Origin of the sequence: Hohaiivirga grylli (genome assembly GCF_039655745.1) — a bacterium.
GTDB classification, from domain to species: Bacteria; Pseudomonadota; Alphaproteobacteria; order Rhizobiales; family Beijerinckiaceae; genus Hohaiivirga; species Hohaiivirga grylli.
In genome coordinates this window covers 39,410-56,547 of sequence record NZ_JBBYXI010000002.1, presented here as the reverse complement: position 1 = coordinate 56,547, position 17,138 = coordinate 39,410, and the positions used below count along the sequence as shown (strand labels likewise).

19 protein-coding genes are annotated in these 17,138 nt (G+C 48.7%); 15 read left to right on the top strand and 4 right to left on the bottom strand.

Annotated elements, in window-relative coordinates; translation table 11 throughout:
* Positions 1-139 precede the first annotated feature (139 nt).
* The 7 genes from WJT86_RS04625 (at position 140) to lpxK (ending at position 5,836) form a co-directional block, all read left to right on the top strand.
* Positions 140-595: a hypothetical protein gene (locus tag WJT86_RS04625; RefSeq protein WP_346336354.1), complete on the top strand. Its 456-nt coding sequence runs from the start codon at positions 140-142 to the stop codon at positions 593-595.
* Positions 595-1,527, top strand: coding sequence for a 4-hydroxybenzoate octaprenyltransferase (ubiA, locus tag WJT86_RS04620; RefSeq protein ID WP_346336353.1), 933 nt, complete (start codon positions 595-597; stop codon positions 1,525-1,527). The genes WJT86_RS04625 and ubiA overlap by 1 nt, the downstream gene beginning before the upstream one ends.
* 48 nt (positions 1,528-1,575) lie before the next feature.
* On the top strand, positions 1,576-2,358 hold the full coding sequence (locus WJT86_RS04615; RefSeq protein ID WP_346336352.1) for an inositol monophosphatase family protein: 783 nt from the start codon (positions 1,576-1,578) through the stop codon (positions 2,356-2,358).
* Between the two features lie 55 nt (positions 2,359-2,413).
* Positions 2,414-2,644 (top strand): DUF4170 domain-containing protein, encoded by a 231-nt coding sequence (locus tag WJT86_RS04610; protein WP_346336351.1) that lies wholly within the window; start codon positions 2,414-2,416, stop codon positions 2,642-2,644.
* Between the two features lie 152 nt (positions 2,645-2,796).
* Positions 2,797-3,537 (top strand): lysophospholipid acyltransferase family protein, encoded by a 741-nt coding sequence (locus WJT86_RS04605; protein ID WP_346336350.1) that lies wholly within the window; start codon positions 2,797-2,799, stop codon positions 3,535-3,537.
* The gene (locus WJT86_RS04600) at positions 3,537-4,832 is read left to right on the top strand and encodes a 3-deoxy-D-manno-octulosonic acid transferase (RefSeq protein ID WP_346336349.1); all 1,296 of its coding nucleotides are present in this window, start codon (positions 3,537-3,539) and stop codon (positions 4,830-4,832) included. Before WJT86_RS04605 ends, WJT86_RS04600 begins: the two co-directional genes overlap by 1 nt.
* Positions 4,832-5,836, top strand: a complete 1,005-nt coding sequence (gene lpxK / locus WJT86_RS04595) for a tetraacyldisaccharide 4'-kinase (protein WP_346336348.1) — start codon at positions 4,832-4,834, stop codon at positions 5,834-5,836. Before WJT86_RS04600 ends, lpxK begins: the two co-directional genes overlap by 1 nt.
* A 6-nt stretch (positions 5,837-5,842) precedes the next feature.
* Here the strand turns inward: lpxK and WJT86_RS04590 are convergent, their stop codons facing one another.
* A complete protein-coding gene (locus tag WJT86_RS04590) occupies positions 5,843-6,064 on the bottom strand; it encodes a DUF2093 domain-containing protein (protein WP_346336347.1) in 222 nt (73 codons plus the stop codon).
* Positions 6,065-6,380: 316 nt separating this feature from the next.
* Here WJT86_RS04590 and WJT86_RS04585 point away from each other — a divergent pair, with 316 nt between their 5' ends.
* From WJT86_RS04585 to WJT86_RS04550, 8 genes are all read left to right on the top strand, one after another.
* Positions 6,381-8,285, top strand: coding sequence for an FTR1 family iron permease (locus tag WJT86_RS04585; protein WP_346336346.1), 1,905 nt, complete (start codon positions 6,381-6,383; stop codon positions 8,283-8,285).
* Positions 8,286-8,315: 30 nt separating this feature from the next.
* Positions 8,316-8,843: an iron transporter gene (locus tag WJT86_RS04580; RefSeq protein WP_346336345.1), complete on the top strand. Its 528-nt coding sequence runs from the start codon at positions 8,316-8,318 to the stop codon at positions 8,841-8,843.
* Between the two features lie 103 nt (positions 8,844-8,946).
* On the top strand, positions 8,947-10,317 hold the full coding sequence (locus tag WJT86_RS04575) for a Fe-S-containing protein (protein WP_346336344.1): 1,371 nt from the start codon (positions 8,947-8,949) through the stop codon (positions 10,315-10,317).
* Positions 10,314-11,579, top strand: coding sequence for an ABC transporter permease (locus tag WJT86_RS04570; RefSeq protein ID WP_346336343.1), 1,266 nt, complete (start codon positions 10,314-10,316; stop codon positions 11,577-11,579). Before WJT86_RS04575 ends, WJT86_RS04570 begins: the two co-directional genes overlap by 4 nt.
* A complete protein-coding gene (locus WJT86_RS04565; protein WP_346336342.1) occupies positions 11,566-12,693 on the top strand; it encodes an ABC transporter permease in 1,128 nt (375 codons plus the stop codon). Before WJT86_RS04570 ends, WJT86_RS04565 begins: the two co-directional genes overlap by 14 nt.
* 1 nt (position 12,694) lies before the next feature.
* Entirely contained in the window at positions 12,695-13,354 is a 660-nt protein-coding gene (locus WJT86_RS04560) for an ABC transporter ATP-binding protein (RefSeq protein WP_346336340.1), read from the top strand.
* Positions 13,351-13,836 carry a TlpA family protein disulfide reductase gene (locus WJT86_RS04555; protein ID WP_346336339.1) on the top strand — a complete coding sequence of 162 codons (486 nt, stop codon included), beginning with the start codon at positions 13,351-13,353 and terminating at the stop codon, positions 13,834-13,836. The genes WJT86_RS04560 and WJT86_RS04555 overlap by 4 nt, the downstream gene beginning before the upstream one ends.
* Before the next feature lie 11 nt (positions 13,837-13,847).
* A complete protein-coding gene (locus tag WJT86_RS04550) occupies positions 13,848-14,198 on the top strand; it encodes a c-type cytochrome (protein WP_346336338.1) in 351 nt (116 codons plus the stop codon).
* A 12-nt stretch (positions 14,199-14,210) separates the two neighbouring features.
* Here the strand turns inward: WJT86_RS04550 and xseA are convergent, their stop codons facing one another.
* From xseA to WJT86_RS04535, 3 genes are all read right to left on the bottom strand, one after another.
* A complete protein-coding gene (xseA, locus tag WJT86_RS04545) occupies positions 14,211-15,854 on the bottom strand; it encodes an exodeoxyribonuclease VII large subunit (RefSeq protein ID WP_346336337.1) in 1,644 nt (547 codons plus the stop codon).
* A gap of 52 nt (positions 15,855-15,906) precedes the next feature.
* Positions 15,907-16,440, bottom strand: coding sequence for an energy transducer TonB (locus tag WJT86_RS04540; protein ID WP_346336336.1), 534 nt, complete (start codon positions 16,438-16,440; stop codon positions 15,907-15,909).
* 127 nt (positions 16,441-16,567) lie between these two features.
* Positions 16,568-17,092 carry an energy transducer TonB gene (locus tag WJT86_RS04535; RefSeq protein WP_346336335.1) on the bottom strand — a complete coding sequence of 175 codons (525 nt, stop codon included), beginning with the start codon at positions 17,090-17,092 and terminating at the stop codon, positions 16,568-16,570.
* Between the last annotated feature and the right edge of the window lie 46 nt (positions 17,093-17,138).

Sequence of the window (17,138 nt, the reverse complement as noted above, 5' to 3'; positions counted from 1 at the left end):
ATGCCGTTTTTTGGTATTATATACCATAATCTGGTGCCTTAACAGGCGGGGGCTTGAGGTTAAAAACTTCGTAAAAGCTTGGTTTGTACGAGAATAGCGTGAAACAATGCGCTGCTCGGAGAGGAAAGGAACTCTTTCAATGTCGCGTTTTGCCAAACAATTCCTTTTGGCTGGTTTCACCGTCTTTTCACTTGTCGGGGCTGTTGCAAATGCTTCTGCGCAGCAATCATCCTGTCAGGACATCCAGAAGATGCTTGATGAGCGTAAGGGACTGGTTGAACAGCTGAACAAGGCTAGCGCCAAGAAGAAGCAGCTCGATCCTCAAGTTGCCTGTAATGTTTTCAAAAAGCTTGAAACAAACGGCACAACCACTTCCAAATGGTTTGAAGCAAATCAGGCATGGTGTCAGATTCCTGATGATTTTATTCAGGGCTTCAAGAAAGACCATGATCAGGTCAGCAAGCTTCGCGTTCAGGCATGTAAGGCTGCAGCCCAGATGGAAGCTGCCCGTAAACAGGCTCAGGAAGGCGGCGGTAACCCTGCATGGGGTGGTGGCATTTCCGGCCAATACAGAATGCCTAAGGGCGCTCTCTAATGACATCTGAACGGCTCCCGGAACATTTACCGGATGCCGTCAGAAACCACTGGGCCGATACTGTCATTCCCGTAAAACTGCGGCCATACGCTCGTATGGCCCGGTTTGACAGACCAATCGGCTGGTGGCTTCTTCTTTTACCATGCTGGTGGGCCGCGACCCTTGCTGCTATAGCCACCGCGCAATCATTAAATTTTCTATACATGGCCCTGTTTCTCATTGGGGCCGTTGTCATGCGCGGTGCTGGCTGCACCTATAACGATATTTTAGACAGAAAGCTTGATGCCAGTGTGGAGCGCACAAAGATGCGCCCCCTAGCCTCTGGACAGGTCAAGGTCTGGCAGGCTGTACTTTTCACTGGCTTACTTTGCCTGATCGGCCTTGCTGTTTTGCTCTCTTTCAACAGCTTCACAATTTTTACAGGCTTTGCATCTGTTCTTCTTGTGCTGATTTATCCATTGATGAAGCGTTTTTTCTGGGTTCCGCAACTGGTGCTCGGTCTTGCCTTCAACTGGGGCGCTCTTGTTGGTTGGACAGCTGTTACAGGCTCTCTCTCTGCCGCCCCAATCCTGCTCTATATCTGCGGCATATTCTGGACCATCGGCTATGATACGATCTATGCTCTGCAGGATATTGAAGATGATGAAATCGTCGGTATTAAATCCTCCGCCCGTTTCTTTGGGAAACAGGTCATCCCTTCAATTGCAGGCTGCTACCTGATTGCCATTCTGTGCGCAGCAGGCAGCTTTTATTTAGCCGGTGTCAGCTGGTTCAGTTACATTGGCCTGATCGGCTTTGCTGCACATCTGGGTATTCAGACGTTTAATATCAAAACCGATGATGGCGCTACCTGCCTGAAACTATTCCGCTCCAATAGAGATGCAGGCCTGCTGCTCTTGTGCGGGATGTTGCTGAATGTCTTCATTAATTGAGAATAAAATACGTCTATAGAAAGAAAAACGGTTTTAAGGGTTTGGAAAATGAACTTCGGTGATCTTGCGCCAAAAGTCTCCGCCATTGTTGAAGAAGCGGGTCGACTGGCGGCCAAGCAATTCAGATACGGGGAACAGACGACTTCAAAAATCTGGTACAAAAACGGTCACTCCCCTGTCACAGAAACAGACATCGCAACCAATAATTTTTTACAGGCCAGACTGACCCAATTACTTCCTGATGCAGGCTGGCTTTCTGAAGAAACAGCCGATGACAACCAGCGTTTGACGCGCGAACTCGTCTGGGTTGTAGACCCGATTGATGGGACACGTGCATTTTTATCCGGCCATCCAGACTGGTGTATTTCCGTAGCTCTGTTAGCAAACGGCCAGCCTGTTCTTGGAAATGTCTTTGCTCCGGTTCACGATAAACACTATTGGGCAGCCGAGCATCAGAACGCATATTGCAACGATCAGATCATCCATGTGTCTCCACACGCAGCACTCAAAGAAAGCCGGATATCCGGTCCTAAATTTATGGTTGGAGAAGTTTCTGAAGTTGCAGGTCAGCTCATATCCGTTCCGCGTATTCCCTCACTTGCACTGCGCATTGCCCGCGTTGCAGAGGGAGAAATTGATGTGGGCCTTGTCTCAGACAATTCCCATGACTGGGATATTGCGGCAGCTGATATTATCTTGCGGGAAGCTGGCGGTATCATGACTTCTATAAAAGGTGAAGTCATACGTTATAATAACTCCGATACAACCCATGAAGAGCTTGCCGCTTCCTCAAAACTGTTGCATTCATCCCTCATCCGGATATTCGACTAATGCCGGTCGATACGACTGCCGGATTTTGCCACTCTGAAGAATGAGAGAAAGCACGATGAGCGATCAAAAAGACAATCAACTTTTACATCTTGTTTTTGGTGGTGAGTTGACTGATCTCAGTGATGTTCACTTTAAAGATCTGTCAGACCTCGATATTGTTGGCATCTACCCCAATTATCAATCCGCCCATGCAGCCTGGAAAGCCAAGGCCCAAAGCTCAGTAGATAATGCACACATGCGCTATTTTATTGTGCATCTGCACCGCCTGCTCAACCCCGAAGCGTAAGCGTCTGCGGACTTACAATTGACATAAATCCAAGCCCATTCATAAACTAGGCTGTAAACGGGAATCTCACCTGTTTGGGGTCAGGCTTAGAAAACGAATACGAAAAATTTAGAGTCTTTCGTCTATGAGCAAAAGTCTCTAAAGGAAGCGACATGGGATTGATGAAGAAAATTACGCGCTCAAGGGCCTTTCAGGAAACCGTTGGCTACATTATTGCGCGTTATCTGGGCCTTGTTCGCAGGACGAATAAATTCGTTATGGAGCCCCCGAATGCTTATGACAGCATCGGGCCGATGATGCCTGTTATTGCCGCCATGTGGCACGGGCAGCATTTCATGATTCATTTTGCGAAACGTCCGGAAGATAAAGCCGCCAGTCTTATCTCCCGCTCACGTGACGGTGAGCTGAATGCGATTGCATTAAAACATCTTGGTGTCAGGGGTATCCGCGGCTCCGGTGCACGCGGCAGGGATATTCGTGCCAAAGGTGGCGTTTCTGCAATGCGCAAAATGCTGCGTGCCCTGAAACGTAATGAAATGGTAGTTCTGACGGCTGATGTGCCCAAGAAATCCCGTGTGTGCGGAATGGGAATTATAACACTTGCACAGATGTCTGGACGCCCGATCGTTCCTGTTGCCGTTGTAACCAGCCGCCGGATTGATTTCAACAGCTGGGATCATGCCAGCATCGGCTTGCCATTTGGCAAAGGTGCCATTGTCATGGGCCCTACGGTTTATGTACCGGAAGATGCTGACTCTGAGACCATGGAGACCCTTCGCAAGCAGGTTGAAGACAGCCTTGATGCCATCCATCTACGCGCCTATGAGCTCGTTGGCTCCAAAGACCCCGGAGCAAAGGCCCACCTGGTGCAGAAACTCCCCGGAGAGGCGTAATGAAAAAACGTCTTCCTCCCCTTCTTAAACTCTACCGACGCGGTTTATCAGTTCTCGAACCAATGGCCTTCAGTCTCCTGCTCTGGAGAAGGAAGCGTGGTCTGGAAGACAGGACACGGCTTGCCGAACGGCAGGGGTATCCGGGGAAAGCAAGACCTGCTGGACATCTGGCATGGGTCCATGGCGCATCCAACGGTGAGGCTCTATCACTTCTACCGATCATTGAGCGCCTGACCCAGCGTGGGCTGCACGTACTTGTAACGACAGGTACAAAAACTTCGGCCGTATTGGTAGCACGCCGCCTCCCGCCGGGGGCTCTTCATCAATTTGTTCCGCTTGATGTACCGCGCTATACGCGACGTTTTCTGGATTACTGGCGCCCTGATATTGTTCTGGTCGCGGAATCTGAACTATGGCCTAACACGATTGTGGAACTGGCAGACCGAAATATTCCACTCATTCTTGTTAATGGGCGTATGTCAGAGCGATCATTCAAACGCTGGCAGAAAATTCCTGGATTCATTTCAGCCCTGCTGGAACGAATTGCCTTATGCATGACGCAGACTCTTGGTGATGCGGAGCGCATGTCCATGCTTGGAGCACCTCGGGTTTCCGTTGCCGGAAACCTGAAATTTGATGCTCCGCCACCACCTGCCGACCCACATGTATTTGCCCAGCTTACAGGGCTGATTTCTGGTCGGCCTGTCTGGGTTGCCGCCAGCACGCATCCGGGTGAAGAAGAGATCATCCTGCAAGCTCACAAGGCTATTCTCGCAAGACATCCGCAGCTTTTAACGATTATCGTTCCGCGCCACCCACGCCGTGGCGCCGATATCCAGTTACTCTGCCAGCAGGCAGGACTGAAAGCAGCCCTGCGTTCCCAAGGTTTACATCCGGACCGAGCAACGGACATCTATATTGCTGATACAGTCGGCGAACTTGGACTATTCTACAGACTTGCACCTCTGGCCTATATTGGAGGTTCTCTGGTCCCCCATGGCGGACAGAACCCAATTGAACCAGCCAAGCTGGGTTCCGCAATCATTCATGGCCCACACGTCCATAACTTCAAAGATATCTACACCGCACTGGATGAGGATGGCGGCGCCTTGAAACTCGCATCTGCTGAAAATCTGGCACCTGTTGTTGCAGACCTTCTATCTGACACAGGATTGATGCGTGAAATGTCGCGCACTGCGGGCGATACGGTGAATAAGCTGGGCGGAGCGGTAGATCGGACGATGATGACGATCGAACCATTCATCACCCAACTGAAACTGGAAACGAGACAATAATGCGCACGCCGGGTTTCTGGCTTACTCAAGAGAGAACTTTACTCTCCCGACTGTTGTCTCCAGTCGCATGGCTCTATTCCTCCATTGCAGCACGCCGTTTAAAAAAACACCCAACACAAGTTTCTGTTCCGGTTATCTGTATCGGCAACTTCACGGCAGGCGGTGCTGGCAAAACCCCAACCACCATCGCGATCTGCGAAATGCTGAAGGCGAAAGGTGAGAAGCCTTTCTTTCTCTCCCGTGGCTATGGTGGCACTGAAACCGGCCCTACTCTGGTTAAGCCTGAGCACCATACGTCACAGATGGTTGGTGATGAGCCGTTGATACTGGCAAAGCATGCACCGGTCATCATCTCACAAGACCGCATTAAAGGTGCCGAATTTGCTGAGGCTCATGGAGCAACTGTTATCATCATGGATGATGGTATGCAGAACCCATATCTTGCCAAGGATCTGACTATTGCCGTTATTGATGGGCAAACAGGTCTGGGCAATGGCCTGTCCATACCTGCCGGCCCCTTACGCATGGCAATGAAACATCAGTGGCCATTAGCAGACATAATATTCATTCTTGGAGAGGGCAAAGCAGGACAGCAGATTGCAGAAACTGCAATAGCCAAAGGCAAACCTGTTTACGCAGCAACAGTGAAACCAGATCAAAATACTATTGAACAGCTGCAACAGCGCCCCGCTCTTGCGTTTGCCGGTATTGGCCGCCCTGAAAAATTCTTCAATACATTACGTGATAATGGTGTCAGGCTCATAAAGGGTATTCCCTTCCCTGACCACCACGACTTCACGGATGCAGAACTGAATGAATTACTTTCCGAAGCACAAAAGCTTGATGTTCTGCTTGTGACCACAGAGAAAGATTATATCCGTCTCAAATCTGCTGATCTGAAAGCAAAAATTACCATGCTTCCGGTTAGTCTTAGCTTCACGGGTCATAAACCAGACCCGCTAATACTGGATTTCATCTTACGAAAATCACATCCAGAAAGCTGACAGGCATTATTTTTTGTCAGAGCTATGAAGCTTAATACTCAGGGCTTTCGCAGATTCTTCAAAAGAGGCATAGGCTTCCTGTTTGTCTGCATCCCAATACTGCAGATGATCTAAAGGGATGTGAGCACCTGATATCGCACATTTTACATAGGCGCCGGGGCGGATAACCTGAAAGTCACCGCTAAAAAATTTCACAACCGCTTCGCCTTTATTCTCAAAAAAATTCATAACCTTCTCCAGATAGCTGCCATCACTCTGCACCTATCAATACATATTTAGCGACATACGCTACAAAATCACTCGCTGCAACTCTGGATGACAAACATGATGCTTGGGAAATCAGCTTGGCAGGCAGAAATGATGACTGCCTGAATACTTTATTATTTACACCTCACAATAGTAATTTTCACTTTATTGTCGTAATATTAGAGACATAGATTTGGTTCTTTTAATCATTCCAATTTAGAACAATTAAAAGATACTGGTTTTTGCTTTACACTTTATTTTCAAAGCGTTACACCGCCCTGTCAGGAGCGGTTTGATTATGTTTAGACGTCTCGTTTTTGCTTTCCTTTTTAGCACAATTTCCTTCGCAGCTTCTGCTGCACCGGGCGATTATGAAAGCTATATCAAGGATATCGAAAATCGTCTTGACCGAACCAGCGAAACATATCGGGACGCCAACATTGAAGAGGCCAAAAAGGCTGTTCAGATGGCCTATTTTGAGGTCTTTGAGAATCTTGAAGGCCCAATCCGTATCAATATTTCAGCCCAGAAAAGCGCTGAAATGGAAGCCGCTTTTGGCGAAATCCGTCGGATGATCATCCAGGGAAAATCCCTTGATGAGGTCAACGCCCGCATAGGCTGGCTGAAAGGTCAGCTGAGAGAAGTACAGCCAGCAATTGAAGCCGGACATGTGCTCAAGGGTCAAGGTGCTCACGGAACCTATGACAATGATAAGGTTGACCGTTACTGGCATGATTACTTCCGGCTGCTGGATGACATGCTTGCCGAAAGCATTACCCTTTATCAGAACGGCAAATTTGCGGAAGCCCGCTCGACAATTCAGAAGGCACAATATGAGGCCTTTAAAAATTCCGAAATGGAAATTCTGATCCGTCAGAACCGTTCTGCGAAAAATACACAGGTTCTCAATCAGCAGTTTTCTGAAATTATGCGTCTCACCGAAAACCCCGGGCAGATTACTGAACTGGGCTATCGCATTACAACCCTGCTACAAGATATTGAAGAGCAGCTGGAGGACTTACCAATTCCAACAAGTGCACAGGTCAATGTTATGGCCGATGATGGTGTCGATACCTCATCAGCTGACTGGAAACAGGTTGTAAGCGATATTGATGCGTCTGTTGCAAAAGCCATCAGCTCTTACAAAGACGGAAATACGCAGGCCGGTATTGCTGCCATTCAGGACACGTATTTTGATCTGTTTGAAGCAACCGGAATGGAAAACCGGGTCGGAGCACGTAACAGCTCGGCAAAACTGACCATCGAAGGTTACTTCACGAAGCTCTCCAGCCTCATGAAAGCCGGTCATCCGGTAGATGAACTTGAGCAGCAGGCTGCCAAGCTCTCAGCAGAACTTGCAATAGCTGCAGATCAACTCGGAACAGGTTCGCAGAGCATCTGGAGCATGTTCGTGATGAGCCTGATCATCATCCTGCGTGAAGGTCTAGAAGCTCTCCTTATTGTTGCGGCAATCGTTGCCTATCTCGTTAAGAATAATCATAACGACAAACTCCCACTCATTCGTCAGTCTGTTGTAGCAGCGCTGGTTGCAAGTTTTGCGACAGCCGGTGCCTTCTACTTTATCTTTGCCAATGCAGGTGCCCAGCGTGAATTGCTGGAAGGCTTTACGATGATGGTCGCAGTCTTCTTCCTGTTCTCAATGAGTTACTGGTTGCTTTCAAAGGCAGAAGCCTCACATTGGAAAGCCTATCTTGAAGGAAAGATATCCAACTCATTAAGCAAAGGCTCAATGTTTGGGCTCTGGTCTGCAAGCTTTCTTGCTGTTTACCGGGAAGGCGCAGAGACAGTGCTCTTCTATCAGGCTCTACTCGCGGATTCGAAAGGTTATGCTGATAATCTGGCCCTTCTGGCTGGTATTGGTATTGGCGTCATTATTCTTGCAATCGCCTATTTCATCATGCGCTTCTCGATTGTCAGACTACCGCTTAAGCCATTCTTCATTTTCACAGGTTCATTCATGTATCTCATGGCCTTCATTTTTGCTGGCAAGAGCATGATGGAACTGATCGAAGGCAAACTGTTCCAGCCAACACTCTGGTCCTGGGTGCCTGAAATAACGGTACTGGGTATCCACCCGTATATGGAAACAACCATTCCACAAATCATTCTGATTGTTGCAGCTATTGTTGCCTGGCTGGTCATGCACCGCCAGCGCCCCAGTATCGCAGCCGTCACAGCATAAAAGCACCATAAAATCGTATAGGAGCCGATTATGAAATTACGTTTGATGCTTGCCGCCTTGGGGGCCTGCGCATTTATCACCAATGCCAATGCATTTCAGGAATATCCTGCCGGTGAGCCGGTTAAGATGAATGAAATGGAAATTGCGGCTGTTTATCTTGAGCCAATTGATATGGAACCGCGCGGTATGGGCCTTTCCGCCGCACAGGCAGATATCCATCTTGAAGCCGATATTCACGCCATTGAAGGTAATAAAAATGGCTTTGGCGCAGGCGAATGGATGCCATACCTGACAATCAGCTACACACTGGTCAATACAGACACGGGTGAAAAGCAGGAAGGCACTTTCATGCCTATGGTTGCGGGCGACGGCCCACACTACGGCCAGAACGTCAAGATGATGGGTGTTGGCAACTACAAGGTTACCTACCACATTGAACCACCATCCAAGGCTGGACTGCATCGTCACACAGACGAATCCACCGGTGTTGGTCGCTGGTGGAAGCCTTTTGATGTTTCCTTTGAATTCAAATACACAGGCATCGAAAAGAAGAAATAAATCTTCAGCCTTCATCATGATAACGAGAAGGGTGTGCCAACACCCTTCTTTATGCTTTTTACCTGTTAGGTTCTGAGCATCTGAGAAAGAGCGATAGAATACCGTGTTAAGCTATTTTTGGGCCTCCATCCTTTCCATTTTTCTACCAGTCACTCTTTTATTAGCGAGTCACTGGTCTGGGCGCCCTGTCTATAGTTTTTGGTTCTATATTCTCTCCAGTCTTGGTGCTTTACTGGCTGGTATCACCTTCGCACTTCTCACCCCTCAGACACAGAGCTTCGTTTTTTCGATTACGGCCATCAATACGGCTGTTTTAATTATCTTCATGCTCTGGCAATTCACGCATGTCCGTGATTTCTTCTGGCACATTATTCTGATTTTTTTAGCTGGTTTGCAGTGGGGTAAAACTCCGGCACTGATGGCTATTAGCTCGACTCATGTCATCAATACTGATCTTCTGCTCAATCTTGGAAACCTGATTATTGTATTTGCAGCCTGTATGGTTCTCGGCTGGCTGATTTATAATACGCTCAAACTACTCCCAAAGTGGCGCTGGCCTCTGCTGATTATCACGTGGCTTCTCGTTCTTATCCCACTGAGTGGCAAGTTCCTGCTATCGTTGATGAAACTGCAGCTTATTGAGCTGACAAAAATTCGTTTATCCTATGCCGCCAAAAGCACATTCTTCGAGAACCAGATCACTTATGCCGTTCTGTTCCTTACAGCTCTTCTGATCATTACCGCACTTGTCACAGTTGTTCGCAGCCGAAAAACCGTCTGGAAGAATACATCCGAACTCATCGAGAAGCGCATTGCCTTTGCATCTTATAAGCAGGCACTCACGCCTCAGCTGGCTGGCTTATGTATTCTGCTGGTCATGCTTGCAGGCCAGGGGTACTGGGATGCCGTTGCATCCCAGCCTCCTCAGCTTTCAGAAGCAAAACGCGTTGAAATGGCTGAAGGTAAAATACGTTTGCAGATGCCTCCCCTGATGGATGGAAAGCTGCATCGGTTTGCCTGGGTTGCAGATGACGGCAAGGTCGTTCGTTTTTTCGTGATCAATCGTCTTAACGAACGTGTCTCCCCTGCCGTCGTATTTGATGCCTGCACTCTGTGTGGCGACAAGGGTTATATTCAGCGCGGTGATCAGGTTGTTTGTATTGCCTGTGATGTTTCCCTGTTCAAACCGACAATTGGCAAGGCCGGGGGCTGTAATCCTGTACCGATGGAGGGATGGACGGTTGAAGGTGATGACATCATTATTCCAAAATCAACTCTTGAGGCTGGCCTTCCTCTGTTCAACACTATTCTGACCATTGATGTCACAGATCCGGTTACCGGGCAGAAACTCACCAACAGCAGTGCCCCACACCGTTACACTTATGCCGGCAAGACATACTTCTTTGCCAATGAGCAGGCACTCGATGCCTTCCGTGATGATCCCGATAAATACATCAAAGGGATTGCCCAATGATTACCCGTATGATCAGCCAGTCCTGGAGGCGGAACCCACGTCAGAAACTCCTGACAGTTCTGACCGTCTTTCTGGCTGCCAGCCTGCTCTCTGCTCTGATGACCGTGTCCATCGACATCGGAGACAAGATGGCACGCGAAATGAAATCATACGGAGCCAACATCCTGATCGAGCCCGCAGAGCAGGCCGCCATGCCTGCCCTCATGGGCGATGATGATAATCCTCTCGCGGTAAAGAGTACGCTGGACGAAAAAGACTTACCCGCCATCATGGGTATTTTCTGGCGCAATAATATCCTTGGCTTTGCGCCCCTCCTTGATGGCAAAATTCAGCTTGATGGGCACAATGTCCATCTGATCGGAACATTCTTCGATCAGAATATTCCTGTCCCGGATGAACCGGAATACCGTACTGGTCAGAAGACAATCAGCCCTTACTGGCAGGTCACAGGCACGTGGCCAGATGATACTAAGCCGGAACTTCTTGCCGGAGCACAACTCGCAAAACAGAATAACTGGCAGCCGGGAACAAACCTGACGATTTCCGGGCAGGCAGTAACCATCACTGGTATTCTCAGTTCTGGCAGTGATGAAGAAAATGCCATCATTGCACCTCTTAAACTGGCGCAGCAGTGGTTGGGCCTTGAAGGTAAGGTTCACGCTGCAAAAGTATCTGCGCTGACAGTTCCGGAAAATGAGCTTTCAAAAAAAGCGATCCAAAATCCGGACGCTTTGGACGCAGAGACTTACGACCGCTGGTATTGCACGGCCTATGTCTCTTCTATTTCCCACCAGCTGGAAGAATCTATTCCCGGTATTGTTGCCCGTCCAATCTGGCAGGTTGCAGCATCCGAGGGTGTCATTATTGATAAGATCCAGTGGCTGCTCGTCATGGCAACTCTGGCTGCACTGTTAGCTGCGGCCATGGGCGTTGCCTCACTGATGACCAGTATCTTTATGGAGCGTTCTAAAGAGATCGGCCTGATGAAAGCTCTGGGCGCCCATAACTGGATGATTGGTCTTCTGTTCTATGCCGAAGCTGTTCTGAGCAGCCTGATTGGTGGCCTTGTTGGCTGCCTTGCCGGATGGAGTATTGCCCAGTTCATTGGCTGGCAGCTTTTTGGTGAGCCTCTTCAGTTCTCATGGATTGTTGTGCCAAGCGTTCTGGTAATCTCAATCATCATCGCTGTTATCGGAACATGGTTCCCCGCACGCCGCATTACACGTCTCTACCCAGTGGAGGCTTTGTATGGCCGCAGTTAATATGAGATGGCGCCTGCTCTATCGGGCACTGTCACGTCGTAACCAAAGATTGATTGTTGTCTTTTTGGCTCTCATGACGGGTGCAGCCATTATCAATTCTCTGGCTTCCGTATACTTTGACATCAATATCAAGATGAGCCGCGAACTGCGGACCTTTGGCGCCAATTTTTATATTGGCCCAACCGTCAGTCAGGAAATGCCGATAAGTGCTTTTAATGACGTTATGGCAAACGCTCCTGATAATCTCATTGAAACGGGAAGTCCCTATCTCTTTGGTACGGCAAGAAGCGAGCTGGAAAAGGTCGTTCTGGTTGGGGTCAACTTCTCTGCAATAGGGTTACTCGTCCCCTATTGGCAGGTTGAGGGCGACTGGATCAGCGTAGACTTTGATAATCGTAATGCGATGATCGGCCGAACCCTGGCGAACCGTCTGAACATTAAACTCGGCGACACACTCAATCTTGTCAAAGACAGAGAGAGGAAAGCTCTTAAAATAAAAGGCATCATTGATGCCGGAGATGCCAGTGACAATATGGTTTTCGTTAATCTTGATCTGGCTCAGGAGTGGCTTGAGAAGCCGGATACCATGTCCCATGCACTTTTCAGCATGAATAACATGGAAGGCGAAGTTGAAAACTACGCTCATGATCTTAAGGAAAAGCACCCGGAATGGACTGTGCGTCCCATCCGAAAAGTTTCATCCAATGAAGGCGAAGTCCTCTCTAAGATACAAGGGCTGATGGGCCTCGTATCGGTTATCATCCTTCTGCTTTCAACACTGTGCGTTAATACCTCACTGACAGCGATTATCCGCGAACGCCAGAAGGAATTTGCGCTACAAAAATCACTGGGTGCCAGCAACCGTTCCATCATTACACAGGTTCTCTCAGAAACAGTGGTCATCGCAGTTTTGGCAACTCTGGCGGGCTGTATTTTAGGTATTTTTCTGGCTCAGATATTGGGACAGACTGTTTTCTCTTCCAGCATTACCCCGCGCCTGGTTGTTGTACCTATAACCTTTGCGATGTCTCTTTTTGCGGCCCTAGTTGCTGCAATCATTCCATTACGACGTATCGTACAGATACAGCCGGCTGTTGTGTTGAAAGGCGAATAAAATGACACAACCGAAAATTGCAATCGAAACACGGCATCTTACCCGGAAATTCGGTGATATTGTTGCGCTTGATGATGCGAATATATCGGTTAGAAAAGGCGAGTTTGTTGCCCTGATGGGGGCCTCTGGTTCCGGCAAGACAACGCTGATGAATATTCTGACCTGCCTTGATTCAGCAAGCTCTGGTGAAGTCTGGCTGGATGGGGTCAATGCAACTGCGTTCAATGAAGAAGAGCGCCGGGAATTTCGCGCCAGGCACATCGGTCTGGTCTTCCAGCAATTTCATCTCATTCCCTATCTCACAGCTCTTGAGAATGTGATGTTAGCCCAATACTACCATAGTGTGCCTGATGAACCCTCTGCACGCCATGCACTGGAGCTTGTCGGAATGGGGCATAGGCTTGAGCATCTTCCTAATCAACTTTCAGGTGGCGAGCAACAGCGTGTCTGTATCGCGCGTGCCCTTGTGAATGAACCACCGCTCATATTCGCGGATGAGCCAACCGGCAATCTGGATGAAGAGAATGAGAGGAAGGTTCTCGAAACATTCCAGCACCTTCATGATGAGGGCCGGACAATCATTATGGTTACCCATAACCCGGTTCTTGGTGGCTGTGCAGAGCGGATCATCAGGTTGCAGCATGGGAAGATCGTGTCATGAGAAAACTTCTGTTTGTTATGGCTTTTTCCCTACTGGCGGTAGCCTGTAAAGAGGAACTTGCAAAGGTGGGACAAGCAGCCCCCGAAATTGCAGCCGTTGATCTTCAGGGAGAGCCTGTCAAACTTGATCGCTGGAAAGGCAAAAGCGTTTATCTCAACTTCTGGTCTCTCAGTTGTGGCGTCTGCCTTGCAGAGATGCCGCATCTGGAAGCATTGAGCAAACAATACGCTGACAAGATAACTGTCGTTGCAGTCAACATTGACCCTGAGTTCACCCCACTTGAAGGGGTAATCGAAAAACAGGGCGTTACCTACGCCATGCTACGCGACTCTCTCGGTATGACGAAGGAGCGCTATCTGGTTGTGGGGACACCCACATCTTACATGATTGATGCCAATGGCAAGCTTGTGAAGAAATTCATAGGCTCTCCTCCAGCAGAACGCCTTGATGAACTCTTTGCAGAGACCGCCCGCCAGTTATGATACGGGTTTTCATGGCACTGTGCCTGTTTCTCGCAACTCATCCGTCAGGAGCGCAGCCCCTATCGTCGGGAGAACGTACTTTCAATGTACAATGCAAGGCATGCCATGCGGTTGGTCCGAACGCCAAAAACCGTGTTGGCCCACAGCTTAATAATCTGCATGGTAGGAAAGCAGGAAGTGTTGAAGGATACAAGTACTCTGATGCGCTGAAGAACGCAGATATTATTTGGAATGAAGCCGAATTTTCCGCTTATCTGAAAAATCCAAAGCAGAAGTTTCCCGGAACAAAAAAGTTCAATCCACATGTCGCAAATGAACAAATCATTAAAGATATTTACGAGTACCTTGGTACCTTCAACTAAACAGATACGTCTTTAAAAAAGACTTCCCTGACTGCTGTTGCCGCCTGATGTTTTTGTTGGTGTTACTTTACGCGGTGGCGGCGGAACATCTGCAACAGATGGCTTTGGTACAACAGGCACTGGTTCCACCTGAGGTTCATCTGCATGATCACCATTCACAGTAACGGCAACCGCCCCATCTGCAAATTCAAGCTGAAGCCCCTGCCCTGACATTGTGTTGGCAGCAAACCGAACAGGTACGCCAGAAGCATCCCTGACAAGAGCGTATCCCCGTGACAGCACTGACTTATAGTTCAGACTGTCAAACAGCTGTACCAAAGACGCCAGACGTTCCGCTTTACGTGTGAGGAGCTGCGCCATTGCAGCGGGCACACGCTCAGCAGTTTTACGAAGAATATCTCCCTGTTGAGAAATGCGCTGGCTTTCGGCCCGCAGCAGTGTTCCGCGTGCAGCATTGAGCCGCTCAACGCTCTGAGTCAGTGCTCTCTTCTTCTGCTCAAACAACCTGAGCAGAGCATCATGCGGACGATCTCCGATAGCATCAAACTGCCCGGCAATTTTTGAAATCTGAGCGGCAGGTGAAAACCGTTGCAAAACATTTTGCAGCTGGGACAGCTTCGTTTCAAAACTACGCAGATTGGTAGCCAAGGCAGGCTTCAGTTTCGCCGTTGCCAGATCAAGCCGCTGCCGCGGGATTGCCAGGAACATATCCGGTTGCGGCAAGGCACGGGCAGCAGAGCGTAACTCTGTACGTCGACGATCTACCAGTCGCAGCAGCGTTTCACCATGGCGGGCAGAGAGATTATTGACGGTTGCCAGAAGCTCACTTCTGACAGGGACTGCCATTTCAGCTGCCCCTGTTGGTGTTGGTGCACGTACATCGGCCACATAATCAATTAACGTCCAGTCAGTCTCATGACCAACTGCTGAAATCAGCGGGATAGCGCTTTCAGAAGCTGCCCTGACAACAATCTCTTCATTAAAGCCCCAGAGATCTTCAATAGATCCACCACCACGGGCAACAATCAAAACATCGGGGCGTGGAATGCCATCCATTCCGGAAATCGAATTAAAGCCACGAATAGCAGCTGCTACTTCTTCCGCCGAACCTTCGCCCTGAACCCGAACCGGCCAGACAAGTACCCGCCGCGGGAAACGATCCTGAAGACGATGGAGGATATCGCGAATAACAGCCCCTGTGGGTGACGTTACAACACCAACGACTTCCGGCAGATAAGGCAGAGCCTGTTTACGTTCCGCCGCAAACAACCCTTCTGCCGCGAGCTTCTGTTTACGCTCTTCCAGAAGCGCCATAAGAGCACCGACACCGGCAGGTTCAAGGGAGTCGATAATAATCTGGTAAGAAGATTTCCCTGGGAAGGTTGTGATCTTTCCCGTAGCAATAACCTCAAGCCCCTCTTCAGGCTTAAACCGCATACGACTGAAAGAGCCCTTCCAGATGACAGCATCAATTTTGGCAGATTGGTCTTTCAGGCTGAAATAAACATGCCCGGAAGAATGCGGCCCGCGATACCCGGAGATTTCACCACGCAACCGCACATAGCCAAAAGAATCCTCCAGAGTGCGTTTAAGCGCTCCGGAGAGTTCCGAGACTGACCATTCAATGGCATTCGTTTGCGGGCTATCCTGATTCATACCCTGAAAGTAGCCAGTCTCGGTTCACAATGCAAAGGACTTCAAAAATATTTCAGTCCGCAACCTGTACCAATCCAACACAATTTTTCAAACCATAAGCTTCTGGTTGCCCTGCGTAGCTCCATAAAGCAACGGTCAGTAAGCTTGCATCAGCAAATTCCTTGTAACCACTACTTTTAATTGGTCGAATATTATAAGCCTTACCGCGGTCATCAATATCATACCGAGCAAAAGCCCAAGGCTTACTCTGGGAGATAATAATTGCCGCCTTAACATCACGCGGAATATAATTGATAAACCGTGTTGGATTTTTCAATGAATCACATCCAGGGCCACCCTTAGGATGGTTAGCTTTTGCAGGAACTCGTGGTTGTGGGTGGTTATTAAGCCACTTAGCCATTTCAATGGAAGTGCGTTTTGGTTTTGCAGCTGCATCAAGCGAGAAAGAACTTCCTTGCTTCTGGATAACAGTAGTGAAAGCCTCAACCATTTCATTAGTCGAAATTTGACGTCGAGCGCTGTGGCTCCCCGAACAGCCAGAAATCAAAACGGCAAGAGCAGCGCAAACAATAACATATGTCTTCATAAGACCTTCCCCCATAACAATTGAATCACAGGGGCGATATAAATTAGATAAACTAAAATTGGAATTATTTTCTAAAACTCACCAGTTGCCAGCCTTTAAAATAAGCTGGCAACCTGACTTGCTAAATTCAGTTCGCACGCAGCCAACCCACACAATTCTTCAAGCCATAGGCTTTTGATTGTCCAGAGTAGCTCCATAAGGCAACGGTAATCAGAGCAGTATCTGCAAACTCCTTATAACCGCTGTTTCTCAGTGGTCTGATATTATAGGTATGGCCCATCTTGTCGATGTCATAGCGTACAAGGGCCCAAGGTTTGCTGTTCGTTGCCTCAATGGCAGCTTTAACGGATGGTGGCACATAATTTACAAAACGTGTCGGTCCGGTCAGCACTTCACAGCCGCGTCCCTCTTTCGGAATACTATTCTTTGAAGGAACCGGCGGTTGCGGATTACTTCTCAACCATTCAGCCATAGTCTCAGCAGAACGTTTTGTCTGACCATTTTCAGTAATTGAGAATGAACTGCCATGCTGGCGAGCGGCCGCAGCAATCACCTGTTCTGCCTCAGATACGCTGATTCCAAGTTGCTGTTCCTGAGAACAGGCAGCAAGCAGGATTGCCAAGCTTAGGGAAAGTGCAATACGTGACTTCATCTTCCATCCCTCTAGTCAGTGTTATACGTTGATACATTCCTATCTA

Excerpts from the sequence above, each read along its gene's own strand:
- WJT86_RS04555 (WP_346336339.1), top strand. The coding sequence starts at position 13,351 with ATGAGAAAACTTCTGTTTGTTATGGCTTTTTCCCTACTGGCGGTAGCC.
- WJT86_RS04610 (WP_346336351.1), top strand. The coding sequence starts at position 2,414 with ATGAGCGATCAAAAAGACAATCAACTTTTACATCTTGTTTTTGGTGGT.
- WJT86_RS04570 (WP_346336343.1), top strand. The coding sequence starts at position 10,314 with ATGATTACCCGTATGATCAGCCAGTCCTGGAGGCGGAACCCACGTCAG.
- ubiA (WP_346336353.1), top strand. The coding sequence starts at position 595 with ATGACATCTGAACGGCTCCCGGAACATTTACCGGATGCCGTCAGAAAC.
- WJT86_RS04615 (WP_346336352.1), top strand. The coding sequence starts at position 1,576 with ATGAACTTCGGTGATCTTGCGCCAAAAGTCTCCGCCATTGTTGAAGAA.
- WJT86_RS04590 (WP_346336347.1), bottom strand. The coding sequence starts at position 6,064 with ATGAATTTTTTTGAGAATAAAGGCGAAGCGGTTGTGAAATTTTTTAGC.
- WJT86_RS04560 (WP_346336340.1), top strand. The coding sequence starts at position 12,695 with ATGACACAACCGAAAATTGCAATCGAAACACGGCATCTTACCCGGAAA.
- WJT86_RS04585 (WP_346336346.1), top strand. The coding sequence starts at position 6,381 with ATGTTTAGACGTCTCGTTTTTGCTTTCCTTTTTAGCACAATTTCCTTC.
- xseA (WP_346336337.1), bottom strand. The coding sequence starts at position 15,854 with ATGAATCAGGATAGCCCGCAAACGAATGCCATTGAATGGTCAGTCTCG.
- WJT86_RS04540 (WP_346336336.1), bottom strand. The coding sequence starts at position 16,440 with ATGAAGACATATGTTATTGTTTGCGCTGCTCTTGCCGTTTTGATTTCT.
- WJT86_RS04605 (WP_346336350.1), top strand. The coding sequence starts at position 2,797 with ATGGGATTGATGAAGAAAATTACGCGCTCAAGGGCCTTTCAGGAAACC.
- WJT86_RS04625 (WP_346336354.1), top strand. The coding sequence starts at position 140 with ATGTCGCGTTTTGCCAAACAATTCCTTTTGGCTGGTTTCACCGTCTTT.
- WJT86_RS04535 (WP_346336335.1), bottom strand. The coding sequence starts at position 17,092 with ATGAAGTCACGTATTGCACTTTCCCTAAGCTTGGCAATCCTGCTTGCT.
- WJT86_RS04550 (WP_346336338.1), top strand. The coding sequence starts at position 13,848 with ATGGCACTGTGCCTGTTTCTCGCAACTCATCCGTCAGGAGCGCAGCCC.
- WJT86_RS04580 (WP_346336345.1), top strand. The coding sequence starts at position 8,316 with ATGAAATTACGTTTGATGCTTGCCGCCTTGGGGGCCTGCGCATTTATC.
- lpxK (WP_346336348.1), top strand. The coding sequence starts at position 4,832 with ATGCGCACGCCGGGTTTCTGGCTTACTCAAGAGAGAACTTTACTCTCC.
- WJT86_RS04565 (WP_346336342.1), top strand. The coding sequence starts at position 11,566 with ATGGCCGCAGTTAATATGAGATGGCGCCTGCTCTATCGGGCACTGTCA.
- WJT86_RS04600 (WP_346336349.1), top strand. The coding sequence starts at position 3,537 with ATGAAAAAACGTCTTCCTCCCCTTCTTAAACTCTACCGACGCGGTTTA.